This window comes from Streptomyces sp. NPDC001858 (genome assembly GCF_053594615.1).
Map to the genome: position 1 here is coordinate 290,877 of NZ_JBSFEV010000008.1, position 19,382 is coordinate 310,258.

15 protein-coding genes are annotated in these 19,382 nt (G+C 70.3%); 7 read left to right on the forward strand and 8 right to left on the reverse strand.

The features are described from left to right. Positions 1 to 27 precede the first annotated feature (27 nt). The 5 genes from ACWCPF_RS14930 (at position 28) to ACWCPF_RS14950 (ending at position 6,320) form a co-directional block, all read left to right on the forward strand. On the forward strand, positions 28 to 2,034 hold the full coding sequence (locus tag ACWCPF_RS14930; protein ID WP_451045456.1) for a DUF1996 domain-containing protein: 2,007 nt from the start codon (positions 28 to 30) through the stop codon (positions 2,032 to 2,034). 166 nt (positions 2,035 to 2,200) lie between these two features. After that, complete coding sequence (locus tag ACWCPF_RS14935; RefSeq protein ID WP_451045421.1) at positions 2,201 to 3,952, forward strand: hypothetical protein; 1,752 nt, start codon at positions 2,201 to 2,203, stop codon at positions 3,950 to 3,952. A gap of 58 nt (positions 3,953 to 4,010) precedes the next feature. Continuing rightward, entirely contained in the window at positions 4,011 to 5,402 is a 1,392-nt protein-coding gene (locus ACWCPF_RS14940) for a diacylglycerol/lipid kinase family protein (protein WP_451045422.1), read from the forward strand. Then, the gene (locus tag ACWCPF_RS14945; protein WP_451045423.1) at positions 5,395 to 5,967 is read left to right on the forward strand and encodes a phosphatase PAP2 family protein; all 573 of its coding nucleotides are present in this window, start codon (positions 5,395 to 5,397) and stop codon (positions 5,965 to 5,967) included. Before ACWCPF_RS14940 ends, ACWCPF_RS14945 begins: the two co-directional genes overlap by 8 nt. 170 nt (positions 5,968 to 6,137) lie before the next feature. Beyond that, positions 6,138 to 6,320: a hypothetical protein gene (locus tag ACWCPF_RS14950; RefSeq protein ID WP_451045424.1), complete on the forward strand. Its 183-nt coding sequence runs from the start codon at positions 6,138 to 6,140 to the stop codon at positions 6,318 to 6,320. A gap of 40 nt (positions 6,321 to 6,360) precedes the next feature. Here ACWCPF_RS14950 and ACWCPF_RS14955 read toward each other — a convergent pair whose 3' ends face one another. The 8 genes from ACWCPF_RS14955 to ACWCPF_RS14990 all read right to left on the reverse strand — a co-directional run bounded on the left by ACWCPF_RS14955 (position 6,361) and on the right by ACWCPF_RS14990 (position 16,359). After that, positions 6,361 to 7,545: a cytochrome P450 gene (locus ACWCPF_RS14955; protein ID WP_451045425.1), complete on the reverse strand. Its 1,185-nt coding sequence runs from the start codon at positions 7,543 to 7,545 to the stop codon at positions 6,361 to 6,363. 103 nt (positions 7,546 to 7,648) lie between these two features. Further along, the gene (locus tag ACWCPF_RS14960) at positions 7,649 to 9,598 is read right to left on the reverse strand and encodes an NlpC/P60 family protein (protein ID WP_451045426.1); all 1,950 of its coding nucleotides are present in this window, start codon (positions 9,596 to 9,598) and stop codon (positions 7,649 to 7,651) included. Between the two features lie 211 nt (positions 9,599 to 9,809). Then, positions 9,810 to 10,652 carry an ABC transporter permease gene (locus ACWCPF_RS14965; RefSeq protein WP_451045427.1) on the reverse strand — a complete coding sequence of 281 codons (843 nt, stop codon included), beginning with the start codon at positions 10,650 to 10,652 and terminating at the stop codon, positions 9,810 to 9,812. A gap of 17 nt (positions 10,653 to 10,669) precedes the next feature. Beyond that, positions 10,670 to 11,608: an ATP-binding cassette domain-containing protein gene (locus tag ACWCPF_RS14970; protein ID WP_451045428.1), complete on the reverse strand. Its 939-nt coding sequence runs from the start codon at positions 11,606 to 11,608 to the stop codon at positions 10,670 to 10,672. Positions 11,609 to 11,616: 8 nt separating this feature from the next. Then, positions 11,617 to 13,194 (reverse strand): argininosuccinate lyase, encoded by a 1,578-nt coding sequence (locus ACWCPF_RS14975; RefSeq protein ID WP_451045429.1) that lies wholly within the window; start codon positions 13,192 to 13,194, stop codon positions 11,617 to 11,619. Further along, on the reverse strand, positions 13,191 to 14,447 hold the full coding sequence (locus ACWCPF_RS14980) for an ATP-grasp domain-containing protein (protein WP_451045430.1): 1,257 nt from the start codon (positions 14,445 to 14,447) through the stop codon (positions 13,191 to 13,193). Before ACWCPF_RS14980 ends, ACWCPF_RS14975 begins: the two co-directional genes overlap by 4 nt. Further along, a complete protein-coding gene (locus ACWCPF_RS14985; protein ID WP_451045431.1) occupies positions 14,444 to 15,508 on the reverse strand; it encodes a PLP-dependent cysteine synthase family protein in 1,065 nt (354 codons plus the stop codon). The genes ACWCPF_RS14980 and ACWCPF_RS14985 overlap by 4 nt, the downstream gene beginning before the upstream one ends. Positions 15,509 to 15,516: 8 nt before the next feature. Next, positions 15,517 to 16,359: a GHMP family kinase ATP-binding protein gene (locus tag ACWCPF_RS14990; protein WP_451045432.1), complete on the reverse strand. Its 843-nt coding sequence runs from the start codon at positions 16,357 to 16,359 to the stop codon at positions 15,517 to 15,519. 1,120 nt (positions 16,360 to 17,479) lie between these two features. Between ACWCPF_RS14990 and ACWCPF_RS14995 the strand changes: the two genes are divergently transcribed. Both ACWCPF_RS14995 and ACWCPF_RS15000 read left to right on the forward strand, forming a co-directional pair. Then, positions 17,480 to 18,346, forward strand: coding sequence for a thioesterase II family protein (locus tag ACWCPF_RS14995; protein WP_451045457.1), 867 nt, complete (start codon positions 17,480 to 17,482; stop codon positions 18,344 to 18,346). Beyond that, on the forward strand, positions 18,343 to 19,362 hold the full coding sequence (locus tag ACWCPF_RS15000) for a hypothetical protein (RefSeq protein ID WP_451045433.1): 1,020 nt from the start codon (positions 18,343 to 18,345) through the stop codon (positions 19,360 to 19,362). Before ACWCPF_RS14995 ends, ACWCPF_RS15000 begins: the two co-directional genes overlap by 4 nt. Positions 19,363 to 19,382 lie beyond the last annotated feature (20 nt).

Below are 19,382 nucleotides of genomic sequence, written 5' to 3' on the forward strand. Positions count from 1 at the left end.
GCCCTGATCCTCGGCGGCGGCGGGCTGATGGCGGCGAACGTCTATGCCTCGGCCACCTCCAACGGAGAGGAGGTGGAGCTGACCGGAGGGGGCTCGGTCACCATCGACTGTCCCGACGTCGGCAACAGCCTCACCAGCGTTTCCGAGAGCGCCAGGGCCGAGGTCGACCGTGAACTCGCGGCCCTGGACGAGCAGATCGCCGCCGCCTACCGGCAACTGCAGGACCAGGCGCAGGCGGTACGGCAGGACCCCGGCTTCGCCGACAACGCGGTGATGAACCCGCTGAAGGAGAAGCGCGGCGCGACCATCGGCCGCATCGCCGAGGCCATCGACCGCGACGGCGACCGCCCGAACGGCGTGGACGCCCTGGCCGCCTGCTCCCTGCGCATCACCGAGGAGCAGAAGCAGCCGGAGCAGGAAGGGCAGCAGGGACAGGACGGGCAGGACGGGCAGCAGGAGCAGGACGGACAGCAGGGGCAGAACGCAGGCCAGGGACAGGGCTCGGCTCAGGAGCCCGGTCAGAACGGCCAGCAGGGCAACGGCGGCCAGGCCGGCAACGGCCCCGTCGCCGGGGACTACGCCGACATCAAGACCGCCCCGGCCACCCAGCAGCTCCCCGACCCCCGCTCCGGCCCCTCCCGCGGCACGTTCGTCACCAGCTGCGGAGTCAACGCCAACGGGCTGTTCAACTCCGACAACGTGATCGTCGCGCCGGGCGTCACCAACGGCGCCCACCACTTCCACGACTACATCGGCAACCAGTCCAACAACGCCTTCGCCTCCGACGACGACCTGGCGAAGGCCGAGACGAGCTGTGTGGACCAGAGCGACAAGTCCACCTACTACTGGCCCGTCCTGCGCCTGCAGAACGGCGCCCAGGAGCAGGACGCGAACAGCCCCGGCGGCGGTATCGAGGGCAACGCGGGCGAGATCGTCACGGCCAAGCAGGTCACGCTGACCTTCGTCGGCAACCCCAGCTCCAAGGTGACCGAGATGCCCCGGCTGCTGCGCGTCATCACCGGTGACGCCAAGGCCTTCGTCAACGGCACGGCCAACGCCAACGCGTCCTGGAGCTGCACCGGGTTCGAGGACCGTCAGCTCAAGGACAAGTACCCGCTGTGCCCGTCCGGCAGCGACGTGGTGCGCACCTTCCGCTTCCAGAGCTGCTGGGACGGCGCCAACATCGACAGCGCCAACCACCGCACCCACGTGGCCTTCGCCGCCGCCGACGGCACCTGCCCGGCGGGCTTCAAGGCCGTTCCGCAGCTGGTGCAGCGCATCGTGTACGACGTCGACGCGCCGAGCCTCGACGACGGCGGGAAGACCGTTCCGCTGTTCGCGGTGGACTCCTTCCCCGAGCAGCTGCACAAGCCGGTGACCGACCACGGCGACTTCATCAACGTCTTCGACGAGAAGCTGATGCGGGAGATGGTCGGCTGCATCAACGACGGCCGCACCTGCGGAGCGGGCGCCGACAACGGCAACGGCGACAACGGCGGTGACGACGGCGACGGCGGAAACGGCGGCGGCGACAACGGCGGCGACAACGGCAACGGCGGTGACGGCGGCGACGGCGGTTCGGACGACGGCGGGCAGCAGCCCTCGCAGAGCCCCGACGCGCCCGCGAGCGAGCCCGCGAACACTGCACCCGCCACCACCGACCCCGTCGACACCGAGCCCGACACGGGCGACGGCGGCGCCGGTGACGTCCCCGTGACCACCGACCCCACCCGCGGCACCAAGCCGACGCCCAAGGCCGCCAACTCGGCGCCCGCCGCCGCGCCGCCCGCGGCCGGTGCCGAGATCGGCACGCCCGCGACCGCTCCGCCGACCGTGTCCGCCCCGGCGTCCACCCCGGCGCAGACAACGCCGCCGGCCGACACGGGCGCCGGGAACCTCCCCGGCGGCACCGAACCGCAGGCCGTCCAGGGCGACCTCGCCGAGACGGGGGCCAACGTGTGGCCCGGCGTGCTCGGCGCCCTGCTGGTGATCGGCGGCTTCGTGGTCCTGCGCCGCAGCACCCGAGGCAACTGAGCTCCGGACCGGACCGACGACGAGGGGCCCGCCGCACCACCGGCGGGCCCCTCGTTCGCGCCGTCGCCGCCCCGTACGGGTGCTCCCGCAGGCAAGAAGCCGCCCCCGCGGCGGACCACGCGGTATACGTCGCTCGACTCGAACAGCGCGCGACGACGGGAGACCCATGAAAGACGGCAATGACGGCGGGGAGCAGGCCGGCGAACACCCGGGGGAGTACTACGACCTCGGCAGTCACGGCCGGACCGTGACGACCTCGTCCCCCGAGGCCCAACGGTGGTTCGACCGCGGACTGGTCTGGTCGTACGCCTTCCACCACGAGGAGGCGGTCGCCTGCTTCGAGGCCGCCGTCCGCGCCGACCCCGACTGCGCCATGGCGCACTGGGGCATCGCCTACGCCCTCGGCCCCAACTACAACAAGCCGTGGGAGTTCTTCGACGAGGCCGACCTGACGACGACCGTCGCCCGGACGCACGCCGCCGTCGAGCTCGCCCATGAGAAGGCGGCGGCCGCCACCCCCGTCGAACGGGCCCTGATCGGCGCGCTGCGCGCCCGCTACCCGCAGACCCGCCCCGCCGAGGACTGCTCGGTCTGGAACGAGCCCTACGCCGACGCCATGCGGGCCGTCCACGAACTCGCCCCCGACGATCTCGACGTCGCCGCCCTGTACGCCGACGCCCTGATGAACCTCACCCCCTGGCAACTGTGGGACCTGCGCACCGGCGAGCCCGCCGAGGGCGCCCGCACCCGGGAGGCGAAGGCGGTGCTCGACCGCGCGCTCGCCGCCCCGGCCGCGGCCCGCCACCCCGGCCTGCTGCACTTCTCCATCCACCTCATGGAGATGTCGCCCACCCCCGAGGCCGCTCTCCAGGTCGCCGACCGGCTGCGCGACCTCGTGCCCGACGCCGGCCACCTCCAGCACATGCCCTCGCATCTGGACGTGCTGTGCGGCGACTACCGGCGCGTCGTCACGGACAACACCGCCGCGATCACCGCCGACGAGAAGTACCGGGCGCGGTCCGGAGCCATGAACTTCTACACCCTGTACCGGTCGCACAACTACCACTTCAAGATCTACGGCGCGATGTTCCTCGGCCAGGCCGGGACCGCCCTGGAGACCGTGGAACGACTGGAGGCCTCCATCCCGGAGGACCTGCTGCGCGTGCCGAGCCCGCCGATGGCCGACTGGCTGGAGGCCTTCCTGACCATGCGCTTCCATGTGCTGATCCGCTTCGGCCGCTGGCAGGACGTCCTCGACGTGCCGCCGCCCGCCGACCCGGTCCTCTACAGCGTGACCACCGCGATGCTCCACTACGCCCGCGGCGTGGCCCTCTCCGCCACCGGCCGCGTCCCCGAGGCCGAGGCCGAGCGCGTCCTGTTCCGCTCGGCGGTCGACCGCGTGCCCGAGACCCGCATGCTCTTCAACAACACCTGCCAGGACGTCCTCGCGATCGCGTCCGCGATGCTCGACGGCGAACTGGAGTACCGCAAGGGCAACCACGACCTCGCCTTCGCCGCGCTGGAGCGGTCCATCGCACTGGACGACGCCCTCCCCTACGACGAGCCCTGGGGCTGGATGCAGCCCACCCGCCACGCCTACGGCGCGCTGCTGCTGGAACAGGGCCGGATCGCCGAGGCCGAAGCGGTCTACCGCGCCGATCTCGGCCTCGACGACACGCTGCCGCGCCCGTCCCAGCACCCCGGGAACGTCTGGTCGCTGCACGGCTTCCACGAGTGCCTGGTCCGGCTGGGCAAGGACGCGGAGGCGCAGATCGTCGCCCAGCAGCTCAAGCTCGCGACCGCGCTGGCCGACGTACCCGTGCGGGCGTCCTGCTTCTGCCGGCTCGACGCCGTCGCCGACGCGACCGCGGACGGCGCGGGCGAGGTCACATCGGAGTGCTGCGGCATGGACAATTGACAGAGATCGTTGGCGCTGTAGACGCACGACAGGAGCTTCGGAGCATGGCGGGCGCACGGTGAACGAGACACGTAGGACGAAATGGGCGCTGCCGCATCTGCGCCCGGCGCAGCTGGACGCCGTCGCCCGCGCGCGGGGCTGGGCCCGCATCGCGCTGGTGCTGGTCGCCGCCTGTGTCGCGGTGGTCATGGCGGGCGCGGGCTCGGGCGGCTGGCTGATCCTGCTCGCCGGATTCGCCCTGCTCGCCCTGGCCGGGGCGGGCGTCTGGTGGATGCTGGCGCACCGGGGCGGACCCCGGCTGGTCGGCGGACTGGTCGCCGTCACCGCGCCGGTGGGCGTGCTGGTGCTGTACGCGACCTCCGGTCTGTGGCTGGTGGCGGTGGGCGCGATCGCGCTGTGGGCGGGCGCCCTGGCCTCGGCCCGGGCCTCGCTGCGCAGCGTGCGCCGCCCCAAGGGCACCCACGGCCGCAGGACCCCGCCGCCGCGCCGGCCGGTGCTGATCATGAACGTGCGCTCGGGCGGCGGCAAGGTCGGCAAGCACGGCCTGGTCGGACACGCCGAGGCGCTCGGCGCCCGGGTGATCCTGCTCGGCACCGACGACACCTACACCGACCCGGCGGTGGAGGCCCGCCGGGCCATCGCCGAGGGCGCGGACCTGATCGGCGTCGCGGGCGGCGACGGCACCCAGGCACTCGTCGCGGCCGTCGCCGCCGAGCACGACGTGCCGTTCCTGGTCGTCGCCGCGGGCACCCGCAACCACTTCGCCATGGACCTCGGCCTCGACCGCACCGATCCCGTGCGCAGCCTGGACGCCCTCACCAACGGCGTCGAACTGCGCGTGGACCTCGGCGACGTCGGCGGCCGGGCCTTCGTCAACACTGTCTCCTTCGGCGCGTACGCGGAGATAGTGCAGAGCCCCGAGTACCGCGACGCCAAGGCCGCCACCGCCCTCGACCACCTGCCCGACCTGCTGCTGGGCGGATCCGGCCCGACGCTGGAGGTCCGCACGGACGACGCCGGCCTGCACGCGCCGCAGGCGCTCCTGGTCAGCAACAACGCCTACGCCCGCGCCGATCCGCTCGGCGGCGGCCGCCGCCCCCGGCTGGACGCCGGACTGCTCGGCGTGATCGGCATCCGGGTCGAGGGCGCGGCCCAGGCCGCCGAACTCGCCCTGCTCGGCGAGCGCGCGGGCAGCATCACCTCGGTGACCTCCCGCAGCGTCGTCGTCGAGGCCGACCGGGAGCGCATCGCGGTCGCCGTCGACGGCGAGGCACTCGAACTGACCGCCCCCGTCGTGTGCACGGTACGGCCCGCCGCGCTGCGGGTCCGGGTGCCCCGGCACCGCCCCGGCGCCGCCTACGCGCCCCCCACGGTCGACTGGCGGCGCGTCTTCCGCCTCGCGCTCGGCCATCACGACCCCCGCACGATCAAGGAGGCCTACGATGTCTGACCGCCGCCCGAAGCTTTTCACCCCGCGCCTGGTCGGTGACCTCGCCACCCTGGACCAGGCGCTGTACGAGACGGTCAGCGTGACCAGGACGCCGACCCTGGACACCGCGCTGCGTCGGCTGTCCGCGGCGGCCGACCACTCCAAGCTGTCGTTCGCGGTCGCTGCCGCGCTCGCCGTGCGCGGCGGCCGCCAGCGGCGCGCCGCCGCCATGGGCGTCGCGGCCATCGGCATCGCCTCGGCCACCGCCAACCTGCTCGGCAAGCAGCTGGTGCGCCGCCCGCGTCCGCACCGCGCCGACGACTCGCCGTTCCCGGGGCGGCATGTGCCGATGCCGCACTCCGCCTCGTTCCCCTCCGGGCACACCGCCTCGGCCGTCGCCTTCGCGGCGGCCGTCGGCCCGACCCTGCCGGTCACCGCGGTCCCGCTGGGCCTGCTGGCCTGCGCGGTGGGCTACTCGCGGATCCACACGGGCGTGCACTACCCGGGCGACGTGGTGGCCGGCGCGCTGCTGGGCACGGGCTCGGCGGCGCTGGTCCTGGCGCTCGCCGCCCGTAACCAGGGCTGAGCCGAGCGGCGAGAACCACTCACGGACCGCGTGCAACGAGCCTTTCTCCAGCGGGAGTTCGCCCACGCATTTTCCGCTACCGTGAGTAACATGGTCCAATCCTCCTGGCGGGGCCCTACTGGTGAGTAGCTAAGCCCCCGGTAACCGTCGTTCCGTTCGGAGGACCCCCCATGCCCTCTCCCGAGGATGCCCTGCAAGAGGCCCGCAACGCTTACGAGGAGCACGCCCGCACCTGCCGGCAGTGCCACTTCGACCGGTCGCCCTGCGCCGTCTCCAAACTGCTCCTGCGCGCCTACAACAACGCCCGAAGGGCGCAGCCGCGCACCGACTCCGCGATGCGCTCGGCGAGTTGACGCGCTGAGCCGAAGCGGTGGGGCGACGCGCTGAGGCGACTCACCCCGGCGCGGCCGTGGTCACCGTCAGGTTCCGGATCTCGTAGCCGCCGATCTCGTCCTTGAACGAGACCCGCGGTCGGCCGGTCATCCGCAGACCGTCGAGCGCGAAGAGCCGGCTCAGCAGGACGTCCGCCTCCAGGACGGCGACCCCGGCGCCGGGACAGCGATGAGCGCCGTCCCCGAAGGCGAGCCCGGCCGCCCCGGCACCCTGCGTGAGCACCCGCCCCGGACGCAGGCGGCCCGGGGCGCGGCCCACGACGTCCGGGTCCGCGTTGGCCTCGTCGACGAAGACGGTGATCAGCTCACCCGGGGCGACCGACGCCTCCCCGACCCGCAGCGGCCCGGTCGCCCGCCGGGACAGCCGTCCCACGACCGGTTCCAGCCGCAGGATCTCCCGCAGCAGCTCCAGCCGCTCCGGCTCCTCGGCCGCGCGATACCGCTCCAGGAGCCGCGGATCGTCGAACAGATGCCAGGCGGCGACGCAGATGAACTCACGGGTGGTCACCATGCCCGCCGCCGCGTACGTCAGGCACTCGCCGAGGATCTCCGCGTCCGAGCACCCCTCGGCCAGCAGATGGGAGATCAGGTCGTCCCGCTCCCGACGGCGGTGCGCACGGATCGCGGGGCGGACGTCGGCGAGATGGATGCGCAGCCAGTTCGCGTGCTGGCGCACCAGCCAGTACAGGCCCCGCAGGCTGGTCAGCCCCGGCTGACCGAACTCCTCCGGGAAGAACCGCTCCAGCCTGGACTTCAGCCCCGGACGGCTGTGCGTCAGCCCGAGGATGTCGCTCACCACCTCGATCGCCATGGTGAAGCTCAGCTCCGACAGCTGCGCCGTACCGGCGGCCCGGACCTTCGCCACCTGCTCCTCGGCGACGCGCGTCATCAGCTCGCGGTAGTGCTCGTCCACCCGCCGGGGCGTGAAGAAGCGGGCGGTCTGCCGCCGCTGCTCACGGTGTCCGGGGCCGTCCTGGTAGAGCACGGGGCGGCGGATGCGGGACGGCATCTTCTCCACCGTCTCGATCCCGAGACCGGCCTGCACCGTCTCGGCGCCGCGCAGCACCTCACGGGCGGCCGCGTAGCCCCGGACCTCCCAGGTCCCGTCCGCCGCGCGGCGCACCGGGCAGCCCGGCCGGGCGGTCCCCCGCTCGACCTTCCGCACGCTTTCCGGCGAGTCCCCCATCGGGCGTCCTCCGCTTCGCAGCACCGGACGCCAAGTCTCCCCGCGACGCCCGCTCCCGCGATGCGCGAAAACCGGCCACGCGCACCCTCGCGCGCGTGCACCCTCACAAGGGGCGGACGGCGCCCCGCAGCGCGCCCTCGCCGAACGGGAGGATCGCCTCCTCGCGGATGTACGAGCCCGGTCCCGGCGCGTGGATCATCATGCCGTTGCCCGTGCACAGCCCGGTGTGGCTGAGGTCGTCGAAGAAGAAGACGAGATCGCCCGGGCGCAGCTCGGCCAGGCTGATCCGGGTGAAGTCCCGGGCCTGGTCGATGGCGGCCCGCGGCAGGGTCACCCCGGCGGTCTTCCAGGCGGCCTGCGTGAGGCTGGAGCAGTCGTAGGACTCCGGCCCCGTCGCTCCCCACACGCACGGCCGGCCGATCTGGGCCCGGGCGAAGGCGAGCGCCTTGTCCGCCTTCCCGAGGTAGGCGGTGCCGGTCGTGCTGGCGGTGACGTCGGTGGGGACCGCGACCGGGGGAGCGGCGGCCTGCGGAGCGGCGGCTTGGGGAACGGCGGCCGGGAGGACCGGCTCGGCGGGGAGCACGGGAACGGCCTGGAAACCGGCGCCGTTCGTCCCGAGGTGCGACGCCGGTGCCATCACGCCGAGTTCGGACGTCTGGTAACCGGAGGCGTATCCGGTGGGCGCCGCCGCGAAGCCGGACTCCGGTGCCATGAAGGGGAGTTGCTCGGGCATCGCGAACCCGTGGGGCGGCGTGAACCCGTTGGGCTCGGACTGCTGATAGCCGGAGGGGGCGGGGCCCGCACCCGGCGGCGGGAAGGCGATACCCGGGGCGGCCAGGCCGAGTTCGGGTATCGGCAGCCCGAACGGCGGTGTGCCGAAGGCGGGTTCCGACGCACGGTAGTCAGGTACAGGAGTGGGAGCGGGTGCCGGTGCGGGTGCCGGGACCGCGACTTCGGGGGTCGCGAAGCCCGACGCCGGTGTGGCGAAGCCGAGTTCACCGGTCGTACGGAAGCTCCCCGTGTCGCCCGGAGCCGCCGTGCCGGACGCCGCGCCGGTCGGCCGTCCCGCCCAGGCGGCCGTGATCTCCGCCCGGAACGCCTGCTGTTCCGCCGTGTCCCAGGGCTGCTGCACCGGCTGCGGCTCGGCCGGCTGCCGCTGCGCCTGGGCGGGCTGCGCCTCTACCACCGGCAGGACAGCCGTGGGCATGGCCGACGCGGGCAGCGTCTGCATGGCCTGGGTCTGCATCAGCTGAGCCTGCATGGCTTGGGGCTGCATGGCCTGGGTCTGCATGGCTTGAGCCTGCATGGGTTGGGACGCCATGACCTGGGTTTGCATGGCCTGGGCCTGCATGGGTTGAGACGCCATCGGTGGGGTCGGCATGGCCTGGGTCTGCATGGCCTGGGTTTGCAGGGGCTGGGCCTGCATGGCTTGGGGCTGCGTCGGTTGCGCGAGGGCGCGGGCCAGTACCTCCCGGGCCGTGGCGAGCTTCCGGCCGTTCTGTTCCTTGCTGTTCTTGAGCGCGGCCTGCCGGTTCGCGGGAGCGGCGGCGGGCGAGGCCGGTGATGCGGGCGCGGCAGGGGCGGCGGGAAGGGCGAGGGCGGCGGGCGCGAGGGCCTTCGGCTCGTCGCGGCGCTGCTGGGGCACGGCGGGCAGGGCGGCGATGGCCCGGCCGGTCGCCTCGGGACTCCGCCGGGTGGCGGCCTCCAACTCCCGCACCACGGGGTTGTCGGCCGAACGCTCCGGTGCGGTCGCCGGGCGTTCGGTCCGGGCCGGTCGCGCGGGCTGACGATCGGCCGGCAGCACGGCGGGCGTGATCGGACCGACCTTGCTGCGCGCCGAGTCGAACCACTGCTTGGCCACCGCTTCGAGGGACTGATCGCCCGTCCCGCGCCCGCCGCCCTTGCGGGAACGACTCGACGCGGCGCGCGTCGCGTTGAAGGTGCCCGTGTCGGTTTCGGCGCGGTCGTAGAGGGAACTGACCCGCTGTTGGATCTCCGCCCGGCTCGGCTCGTCGCTGCTGCCTGGGGAACGCGGGCTGCGATCCGTCGCCATGGAAGACGTACTCCTTCCGTGCTCCGCCGCCTGTCGGCGGCGGAATCCGGGCGACCCCTGGTGCGGGTGCCCCAAGCCCCGTGCCCTGAAGGGCAATCAAAACGGCTAGGCGTCAACCTAGCCAACATGTGTGACTGATGTGAAGATTGAAGGGCCAAATGTCCGATACGTATTCGTGACCTTCGTCTCTCCCCGTCAGGGGCCGGAGTGGTCAGCGGGTGAGCGGCCTGCGGAAGCCGGCGATGGCCGCCCACAGCGCGACAGCCATGATGAGCAGGCTCGTGGCGACCGCACCGAGCACATCGCCGTCCGTCGGCCAGTCCAACGCGAGCGCCCGTGTGGCATCCACCGCATACGAAACGGGGTTCACCACCGCTACCGCCCGTAGCCAGGCGGGAAGCGCGTCCAGGGGGACGTACGCGCTGGAGGCGAACATCAGAGGGAAGAGCGTCAGCCCGCTGATGCTCTGCATGACCCGCGCGCTGCGCACCCAGGCGCTCAGGGCGATGAAGACCCATGTCAGCGAGGCGACGACGAGGAGCGCCAGCGCCAGGGCCGCTGTGACGCCCAGGAGACCACCCGCAGGGTCGAAGCCGAAGAACAGCGCGGAGCACACCAGGAGCAGCACCGTCTGGACCGCGCTGCGCAGCACATCCGCGACGGCGCGGGCGACGAGTATCCAGTGCAGCCCCACCGGCAGGGCACGAAAGCGGGTCAGCACCCCGTTGTCCATGTCCCGGATCAGCTCCGAGCCGGAGCTGACCGCTGAGGTGATCCCGCTGGTGACCAAGATGGCGGGCATCAGGTAGTCGATGTAGTTCACGCCTGCCGGAATGCGGTCGGGGCCGGCCAGGCTGCCGAACACTTGGCTGAAGATGACCAGCAGGATCAGCGGCTGAGCCAGCGCGAGCAGGACCATTCTGCGGTCGGCGACCAGCCCGCGCAGGCTGCGTTCCATCAAGATGGCGAACTGCGCCCCGGGCCCGGCCGGCTTCCAGCGCGCGGCATCGGGCACGGTGGATCCGGTGCGGCCGGCGGGGACGGTGACAGTCATGGTGCTCGCTCCTCGATTCAACGGGCTGCGGAGTCAGCCGCTTTGGTGGCCAGCGACAGATAGACGTCGTCCAACGAGGGCTCCGACAAGGTCAGTCCGGAGACGAGTACCGCCGCTTCCTCGACAGCGCGGACGACCTGCGCGAAATCACCGAACCCGGTCACCGGCACGCTCACCGTGCCCTCTTCGGGTGTCTCCACCGCAGTCAGCCCGTATCGGCGGAGCGCCTCGGCGACCTTCGCCGCGTCCGCACGGCGGGTCACCGACAGATGCGCACGGCGTTCGCCGACGCGGGACTTCAGCTCCGCCGGGGTGCCGGCGGCCACCACGACGCCCTCGGACAGGACGGCCACGGTGTCGGCGAGCCGCTCCGCCTCTTCCAAGTACTGCGTGGTCAGCAGCACCGTGGTGCCTTCGGCGACCAGAGCCTCGACGGTCTCCCACAGGGACAGGCGGCTGGCCGGATCCAGGCCACTGGACGGCTCGTCGAGGAAGATCACCCGGGGACGGCCCACCAGGCTCGCTGCCAGATCGAGCCGTCGCCGCATCCCGCCCGAGTACGTCCGACAGGGCCGGCCGGCCGCTGCGGCGAGGTCGAATGCGTCGAGCAGTTCGCCGGCCCGGTTCCTTGCCTGCTGTCGGGTGGCGCCGAGCAGCCGTGCGATGAGGACCAGGTTGTCGAAGCCCGACAGCTTCTCGTCGACCGTGGCGAACTGGCCGGTGAGGCCGATGTGGTGGCGCACCGCCTGGCCCGCTCGGACCACGTCATGGCCCGCCACGACCGCCCTTCCTCCGGTCGGAGGCAACAGGGTGGCGAGGATGTTCACCAGGGTCGTCTTTCCCGCACCGTTGTGGCCGAGCAACCCCAGTACGGTGCCTTCCGCCACATCGAGGCTCACTCCACGCAGGGCGTGCACGCCGTCGTACGACTTGGTGAGATCTGTCGTGCTGATCATGGGCGCAGTCACACGTTCCCCGTCGATGGCGTGCCCGAGGAGCTGGTCACCAGTCGTTGCACGGCTCGGTCCAGTGCCACTGCGCCGGAAGCCCAACGTGCCCGGCGCTGCTCCAGCTCTGCCTGAGCGTCCTGGAGGTCTGCGCGCAACTCCGCCAGCGCGCTGGAGAGGGAGTCACCGCCGGGTCCGCCGCCGTAGGCGCAGGCCTGTGCTACGGCCGTCGGGTTCAGCCAGTCCGCCTCCTCGTCGTCGACGAGGAGGTCACTGCGGCCGATGGCCGCGATTTCCGGGACGTCCCGAGCTGCTGCGGCCAGGGACCGGGAGGTGTCGAGGGCGTGCAACACCGTGGTGCCCACCAGATGGTGCGCGCTGCGGAACGGCATACCCGCGGCCACGAGCCGCTCTGCCATATAGGTGGCCGGGGTGAAGCCGTCGACGGCGCGCTGCACCATACGCTCCGTCTCCGGTGCGGCGCCTTGGATGACGAGACGCAGCAGTGTCACCGCGTCCGCGGTCGTGCGCAGTCCGGGCCACACGTGTCGCAGTGCCTCGTTGCCGACCGCGATGGCGTTGGTGTAGGACGCGGTCACCATCGACGAGGCGGCGGCCGTGAAAGCGCCGAGACCGGCGGTCGCCCGGCCCTGAACGTGCTCCAGCAGGAACGGGTTCCGTTTCTGCGGCATCATCGAGCTGGACCCCACCAGATCGTCGTCGAGGCGGACGAGCGCGGCCTCCTCGGAGGTCCAGAAGGAGAAGTCGCGAGCGACACGTGCGGCGGTGACGCCCAGCGTGATCGAAGCGGCGAGGAGCCGGAGCCCGAAGTCTCGCGACGCGACGGCATCCACCGAGTTGGCAGCGGGGGCGGCGAAGCCGAGCAGGGCGCTTGTGCGCGCGGTGTCGATGGCCACCGAGGTGCCGCCCACGGCTCCGGCGCCCAACGGATTGACGTCCAGCTCCCGCCCGGCATGCAGGAGGTCGGCGAGCGCACGGACGACGGAGCAGCCCACTCCCACCAGGTAATGGCCGTAGGTGATGGGAACCGCCGGCTGACCGTGCGTGTACGCGGGCATGGTGACCGCCCGATGCTCCTCGGCCTTGTCGAGGAGGACGACGGCGAGCGTCTCGGCGGCCTCGGCCAGCCGCAGGAAGTGCCGCCGCCCCCGAAGCCGGGCCGTGGTCGCATTGAGGTCGTTGCGGGAACGACCCGTGTGCAGCACCCCGCCGATCTCCTCGCCGAGTTGCTCGGTCAGCGTGCCTTCGTAGGCGAGATACACACCGCGGGGCATCGGTCGGGCCCGCACCGGTGCGAAGTCCACCTTCCGCAGTTCGTCGATGGCACGAAGCAAGGCCGCCGAATGCCGGGAGGCGACAATGCCACGCTCGGCGAGCATCACCAGATGGGCCCGGTCCACCTCGCTGATGAGCCGAAGCTCTTCGCCCGGTTCCCTGGACTCGTGCGCCTCGGGCAGGTACTGGTCGTAGACGATCGCGTGAGCCTCGGGATCCAGGCCGGTGCGCAGACGCCCGGTGTTCACACCGGCGTCCGCCGGGACCTCGGCCGCACCGGGCGAAGACTGACTGCTCATGACGGTGACCTCCCGGTCGTCGGGCGGATCGCTGCGGCCAGCGCGTGCAGAGCGGCGGTGGCCGACCGGCCGACGACGGCCGCGTCCTCTGCCGCTGCGATGACATGGCCGAGGCGGCCGCGGAAGTCGCGTGCGGGCTCTACCGGCTCGTGGGGAGCGCGGTAGAGCGTGGCCGACTCCACGTTCGGCGTGTCCAGAGCCGTGGCCAGCGCTCTCTCGGTGCGCGCCTGGTCGCCGAGGCGGCCCCGGCGATCCACGGTGAGGAAGCGGATGGCCGCAGACCTGGTGGCCTTCGTCGACTCGATGCCCGGATCCAGCCCGACAGCTGCCCGCACCTGACCGCCCACGAGATCGACGTCCATGGCATGCCTGATCAGCTCCGGGATCATGCCCCCGGCCAACCGGGGGTTGACCTCGATGACGCGGACGTCCTCGTGGTCCATGCGCAGCTCGACGTGCGCAGCGCCCCAGCCCAGCCCCAGGGCTTCGACCGCCCGCACGGCCTGCTCCTGCAAGCGGGAGGCATCGGCCGGCGACAGCTCGGCCGGGAGGTCATGACCCAGCTCGACGAAGTCCGGCAGCGGCCCAAGACGCTTCGCGATGACGGCCACGACCCTGTGGCCGAACACCTCCACGGAGTATTCGGCGCCGCGCACGTACTCCTCCACCAGGAAGCCGGACGGCACCCGAACGCCCCGCTCGTTCACGGTTGCGGTCGCCAGAGCGGCGGCTTGCGCGGCCGTCGCGTCGGCGCCCTCACACAGTCGTACCCCCGAACTCCCCGATCCCTGGACCGGTTTGAGGACGACCGGGTAACCGATGCTCTCGGCCGCGGCCAGCGCCTCCTCCACACTGTGCACCAGCTTGTGCTCAGGGACGGCAACCTGTCCGGCACGCAGCAGGCGTCGCTGGCGCGCCTTGTCCCGGCAGTCGCGTACGGCGGCGGCGTCGGGTCCGGGAAGTCCGAGAGCGCATGCGGTGGCGGCTGCGGTGGCGACGTAGTACTCCGAGCTGGAGGTGACCCCGGCTACGCTGCCGTCCTTCAGGAGTCGCCGGGCGACGCCGAGAACCGCGCTGTCGTCCGCGGTGTCGACGACCTCCGTCCGCACCCCGTCCTGAGCGACGTAGGGATAGCGGCTCGCGTCCGCGGTGAGGAGGACGGGTTCGATGCCCAGACTTCGGGCGCGCTGGACGAACTGCCGGCCGGTTCCGGTCGTGTTGCTCTCGACCAGAAGCAGCATGAGGTGCGTCATGTGACCGTCTCCTCGATGTCCGCGGCGGTGAAGCCGGCGACATCCTCGTACTTCCGCCGGGCCCACCGGAGCCTCGACCAGCTTCCTTCGGCCTCGCCGGGTCGTTCGACGAGCCGCGGGCCATCGAGGGCAGGTGCCGGCTCGGCACCCTGCTCGCGCAGCCAGGCTTCGTTGTAGACGGTCGACTGATAGCGGTAGCCCTCGTCCGGCAGCACCATCAGCACATTGCTTTCGGGATGCTGCCCGGCCCACCAGGCGGCGACCAGGAAGGACGCGCCACTGGTCGGCCCCATGAAGAGGTTGTGACGGCAGTACAGCTCGTGGGTGGCGTGGAACACCGCACCGGGTGTCACCCAATGGACCTCGTCGTAGGCCGAGTGCGTCACGTTCCCGGGGATGATGCTGCTGCCCAGACCACGCAGCAGCCTCGGTCCTTCCGGCGCCTTGAAGATGATGGAGCCGTGCGTGTCCACTCCGACCAACTGCACATCGGGGTTGTCGGTCCGCAGACAGGACGCGATGCCGCCCGTGGAGCCGCCCGAGCCGACCGGGCCCACCAGACAGTCGACCCTCCCCAGTACCTGGGAGACGAGCTGGCCCACGGTCGCATAGGCCGCCGGATTGTCGGGGTTGGTGTACTGCTCGGGGACGAAGCTCTCCGGACGGGCACGCCGCAACTCCTCGACCCTTGCCAGGCGTGCTCCCTGGATGCCACCGGGCTGACCCCGGTCCTCGACGACCTCGACCTGTGCGCCGAGCATGGCAAGGCGGTTCCGCAGGTCGTCGTCGATGGACCGGTCACCGACGATCGTGAGGGGGAGCCCCCGCTGCCGGCAGACCATGGCGAGCCCGAGCGCGAACGTACCGGAGGACGTCTCGATGACCGGAGTGCCGGGGGTGAGCTCACCGGCGGCGATGGCCTTGTCGATGATGTAGCGGGCAGGCAACAGCTTCATCAGGGTGAAGGCGGCAGCGTAGAGGTTCTCGCCGATGTGGATGATTCGGGGTAGCTCGATCGCTTCGATGATCGACGGATAGATGCTCGACTGCTGGATTGACATATCCCCGTTCATTCATTTGTAGCGAACTCCCACAACTCGACTATCCCGGTGTGGCGCAGCAACTCCTCAGCGTAGGTCGTGCGGGCATCCAGGGCAGGGTCGTCCCGGTCGAAGAGGAGCCCCGCGATATCACCGCTGTGCGATATCTGAAGGCCAACAGCCTGGGATTCCCCGACGATCGCCAGAATGCGGTCGAGATGCGGGATCGGGAGGTGGCGCTGGTTGAGCTTGGTACTGGCGGTGGCTACCTGGCCGAACAGGTTGACGTCCTTGTGCAGGACCGCCTCGCGGAGCATGCTGCGCAGTTCGTCGAACTGTCGGATCTCGTCGTGCGTGTAGCGGGCGGGCGTCAGGTTCAGGGTTTCCACACCGCGGCCGCCCTGACTGGGTCTGGACCCGAAACCCAGCACGTGAACCGACGGCAGAGGATAGCCGAAGTCTTCGATCACTTCGCCGTCCCGATGCGCGAAGAGAACGGCAGTGGAGCGGAACATCAGGGAGTCCGAAGCGATCTCGGCGCGAACAGCCAAGTGGGCGGCCGTCTCCGCGGACAACGGTAGGGAGAATCTGTCCTGGATCGCGCCTATGGCCGCTAATACATCGCTCGTTGAAGACCCGAAGCCGCGCGAGAGAGGTACGCTGCTCGATATCTCCAGGTGTCCGCCCACGGGAAGATCGAACAAGGACAGGGTAAGGCAGGCGGCTGTCTGCGCCTTGGTCTTCCAGGTCGGCGAGACGGAAACTTCGGAGCGGCCGTTCGTGGTGTAGGTCGCATGGACGGAGTGCAGGGGACAAGGAAGGGTGACGAGCGCTCTGCGCAGCGTTCCGGCATCACGGAACAATCCCTGCAATACCTCACCGTGATGTATCGGAGCCGATGCTTCCCCCAGCTGTCTGCTGCTTTGATCCACCTTTTCCCCGATTCCCCCTGTGGTGCTCCGGCAAGTCACATCGGATCGGCCCCCTTGGCATGCCCCCGTAGCCGATCGCACCATAGCTCCTTGATTTGGACTGGGGTCGAGGCATTTTGCAAGTGATCACAGAAACAGGCCGACATCACAACCGACAAGAGGCGGATTCATGACCGGCCTGACCGCGACCGGGTCGCCTGTCGAGGCATGTCGCGCCCGGAACGCCCGATAAAAGGGTGTTGTTTCGTCGTGTACGGTGCGGCCCTTATGTGCCATGTCAAGTCATGGGCCGGCTGTCATGTCTTGGAAGGCAGACGCCTGGGCAACTGGGAACTGGTCGCCACCGGAGCACCCCAACGTTGACCCACGGTTCGCCGGATGGTCAAGGGTGGGTCGGCAAGGGCGAGTCACTGACGTATTCGATGGCGTCACGGTGGGCGTCGGGACTCGTAGGAGGCCCACAGTTCGCCGACGGTCTCCTGCCTGAGTCGTCCCGATGGCACGGTCTCGGCCGGTGCGAGCAACGAAGTGGGTGACCGGCCGGGCCCGGCAGCAGGCGTCCATGAGCTGGCGCAACGGCCTCGGCATCAGGCGCTGTTCCTGCGGGAGTAGACGCACCGTCAAGTGTCACTGTGGACTCACTGCTAACGACAGCCCCACCAGTCGCTCGCATACTGATCCAGTCATCCGGCCGACGGGAACACCTACGCGAAGCAGAGGGGCCTCACCGACATGTCCACAAGAATGATCATGCGAGTCTCCGCGGTCGTCGCGTCGGCGGCCTGAGCCTTGGCCTTCTCCATGTGTGCAGGGCGGCACGAAGGCGGGGGCCCGGCGAGCCGTGACTGGCCGTCGCCGGCACCGCTGGACGGAACTGCCTCAACCGTCGTGGGCACGGGCTACTAACATTGCAAACGCTGATTCGTCACGGGGGTGAATGGCGTGGTTTTCTGCTGGGCAAGTACTGGCATGTCTCATCGCGCGGAGTCAGGAAAGGGGCACGCCGAAGGTGCGGATGAGTTGCTCTCCGCATATCGATGTACCCGCGTGAGTCTTGGCGGTGGGCGTGCGTTCACCTGACCTTGTCACTGCACCTGCCGAGTGGGTCCGCTGCATCAAGCGGTGTCAGCAAGCACGCATTCGCCTGGTGTGTCTTCCGCACGCCGGCGGTGCGGCCAGTTCTTACTATTCTTGGGCCAAGTGGCTGCCCGACGGGATTGAGCTGCTGGCCATCCAGTATCCGGGTCGGCAGGATCGCATCGGTGACCCCTGTGTCTCCCGGATGGACGAGCTGGCTCCGAAAGTGGCCGAGGCGCTACGACAGCATCTGAGTGGTCCGACCCCTCTTGTCCTCTTCGGTCACAGCATGGGCGCCTGGGTGGCCTTCGAAGTCGCCCGCTACCTGGAGTCCTATTTCGCCCGCCAACCGCTCGGGCTGATCGTGTCCGGGCAGATCGCACCTCACCTGCCGGCCGAGAGAGAATGGTCGACCGGCAGTGATGAGGAACTGATCGCACAACTGCACAGGATCGGCAGCATGGATATCGAGTCCATAGAGCGACCAGAACTCAGAGAACTCGTCATGCCTGCCATCCGAGCCGACTTCCGACTTGTCAAGGAATATTCGCCACGGCCCCTTCGAAGGGTTTCTGTGCCCATTGTGTCCTTACGTGGGGCAGACGATTCCGATGTCCCTTCGGAGAAGGTGGACGGTTGGCTTCATGCCACAAGGGGAGCGTATAGATCGCGTACTCTCCCCGGCGGCCATTTCTATCTGGCTGAACATGAGGATGATTTTGCGCGCGAGTTGATTCGTACCCTTGGCTGGCTGGCCGCCAGCGATGCGTCCACCGTTCCACAGGTGAATCCGAGCGTCCATGACCAGACGGGTCATCTGTCACCGAGCCGGGTGCAGGAGGAATCTTGAACACGTCGGGTTCCGCTGGGAATTCTTCCCTGCTGTACTTATCGGCCGCCGACGTCGAAGGGCTCGTCGGTGCGGAGCACGCCTTCTTCGTCGAAGCACTGGAGTCCGCGTTACGCGCGCAGGCCAAGGGCGACGTCGTGCAGCCGCTCAAGCCCTATCTGAGACGACCGGAGCGGCCCCACCCCACCGATCGCATCATCGCCATGCCGGCCTACGTCGGCGGTGACGTCAGGCTCTCCGGCGTCAAGTGGATCGGCAGCGCGCACGACAACCAGGAGGCGCGCGGCCTGCCCAGGGCCTCGGCGGTCATCGTGCTGAACGACGCGGACAGCGCCTACCCCCTCGTCCTCATGGACGGTTCCGTCGTGAGCGCCTGGCGCACCGCAGCCGTCTCCGCCTTGGCCTGCCGGTTCCTGGCGCCGGCCGGCCGACGCCTGGCCGTCCTGGGAGCCGGACTGCTCGCCAGGACCCATGTCTCGCTCCTCTGCACGTCATGGGGCAGACCCGAGAGCCTCGACGTCTTCGACATCGACGCACGGCAGGCGGACGCGTTCGCCCGATGGGCCGGCGGCGAGCACGGACTGCCGGTCACCGTGCACACCGACCCGGCCGCATGCCTGCGCAACGCAACGGTGATCCTCGCGGTCACCACGGCGCCGGAGCCATGGATCCCGGCGCGGTGGGTTCCACGCGGGTCCCTCTTCCTGAACGTCTCCCTCGCCGATCCGATGCCGGACGTCGTCCTCGCCAGCGACAAGATCGTCGTCGACTGCTACGAGCAGGTGATGCGGCCGGGGAAGCTGCTGCACAGCATGGCCGAGCAAGGCACGTTCGGGCCTGACCGCTGCCATGCCGATCTCTCGGATCTGGTCACCGGATCCCGTCCGGGACGGGAGTCGTCCGAAGAGACCATCTTCTTCAATCCCATCGGGCAAGCCATCGGAGATATCGCCTGCGCTGCCGCCGTCTATCGACGGGCGGTCGAGCAAGGAGCAGGAATACACCTGGAAAGGTAGCCCTTTTCTGTGACGGAAAG

Coding starts and splice junctions, on each gene's coding strand:
- ACWCPF_RS14930 (WP_451045456.1), top strand. CDS start 28: ATGGCGGCGAACGTCTATGCCTCGGCCACCTCCAACGGAGAGGAGGTG.
- ACWCPF_RS14935 (WP_451045421.1), top strand. CDS start 2,201: ATGAAAGACGGCAATGACGGCGGGGAGCAGGCCGGCGAACACCCGGGG.
- ACWCPF_RS14985 (WP_451045431.1), bottom strand. CDS start 15,508: ATGTCAATCCAGCAGTCGAGCATCTATCCGTCGATCATCGAAGCGATC.
- ACWCPF_RS14950 (WP_451045424.1), top strand. CDS start 6,138: ATGCCCTCTCCCGAGGATGCCCTGCAAGAGGCCCGCAACGCTTACGAG.
- ACWCPF_RS14970 (WP_451045428.1), bottom strand. CDS start 11,608: ATGATCAGCACGACAGATCTCACCAAGTCGTACGACGGCGTGCACGCC.
- ACWCPF_RS14955 (WP_451045425.1), bottom strand. CDS start 7,545: ATGGGGGACTCGCCGGAAAGCGTGCGGAAGGTCGAGCGGGGGACCGCC.
- ACWCPF_RS14975 (WP_451045429.1), bottom strand. CDS start 13,194: ATGAGCAGTCAGTCTTCGCCCGGTGCGGCCGAGGTCCCGGCGGACGCC.
- ACWCPF_RS14965 (WP_451045427.1), bottom strand. CDS start 10,652: ATGACTGTCACCGTCCCCGCCGGCCGCACCGGATCCACCGTGCCCGAT.
- ACWCPF_RS14945 (WP_451045423.1), top strand. CDS start 5,395: ATGTCTGACCGCCGCCCGAAGCTTTTCACCCCGCGCCTGGTCGGTGAC.
- ACWCPF_RS14980 (WP_451045430.1), bottom strand. CDS start 14,447: ATGACGCACCTCATGCTGCTTCTGGTCGAGAGCAACACGACCGGAACC.
- ACWCPF_RS14960 (WP_451045426.1), bottom strand. CDS start 9,598: ATGGCGACGGATCGCAGCCCGCGTTCCCCAGGCAGCAGCGACGAGCCG.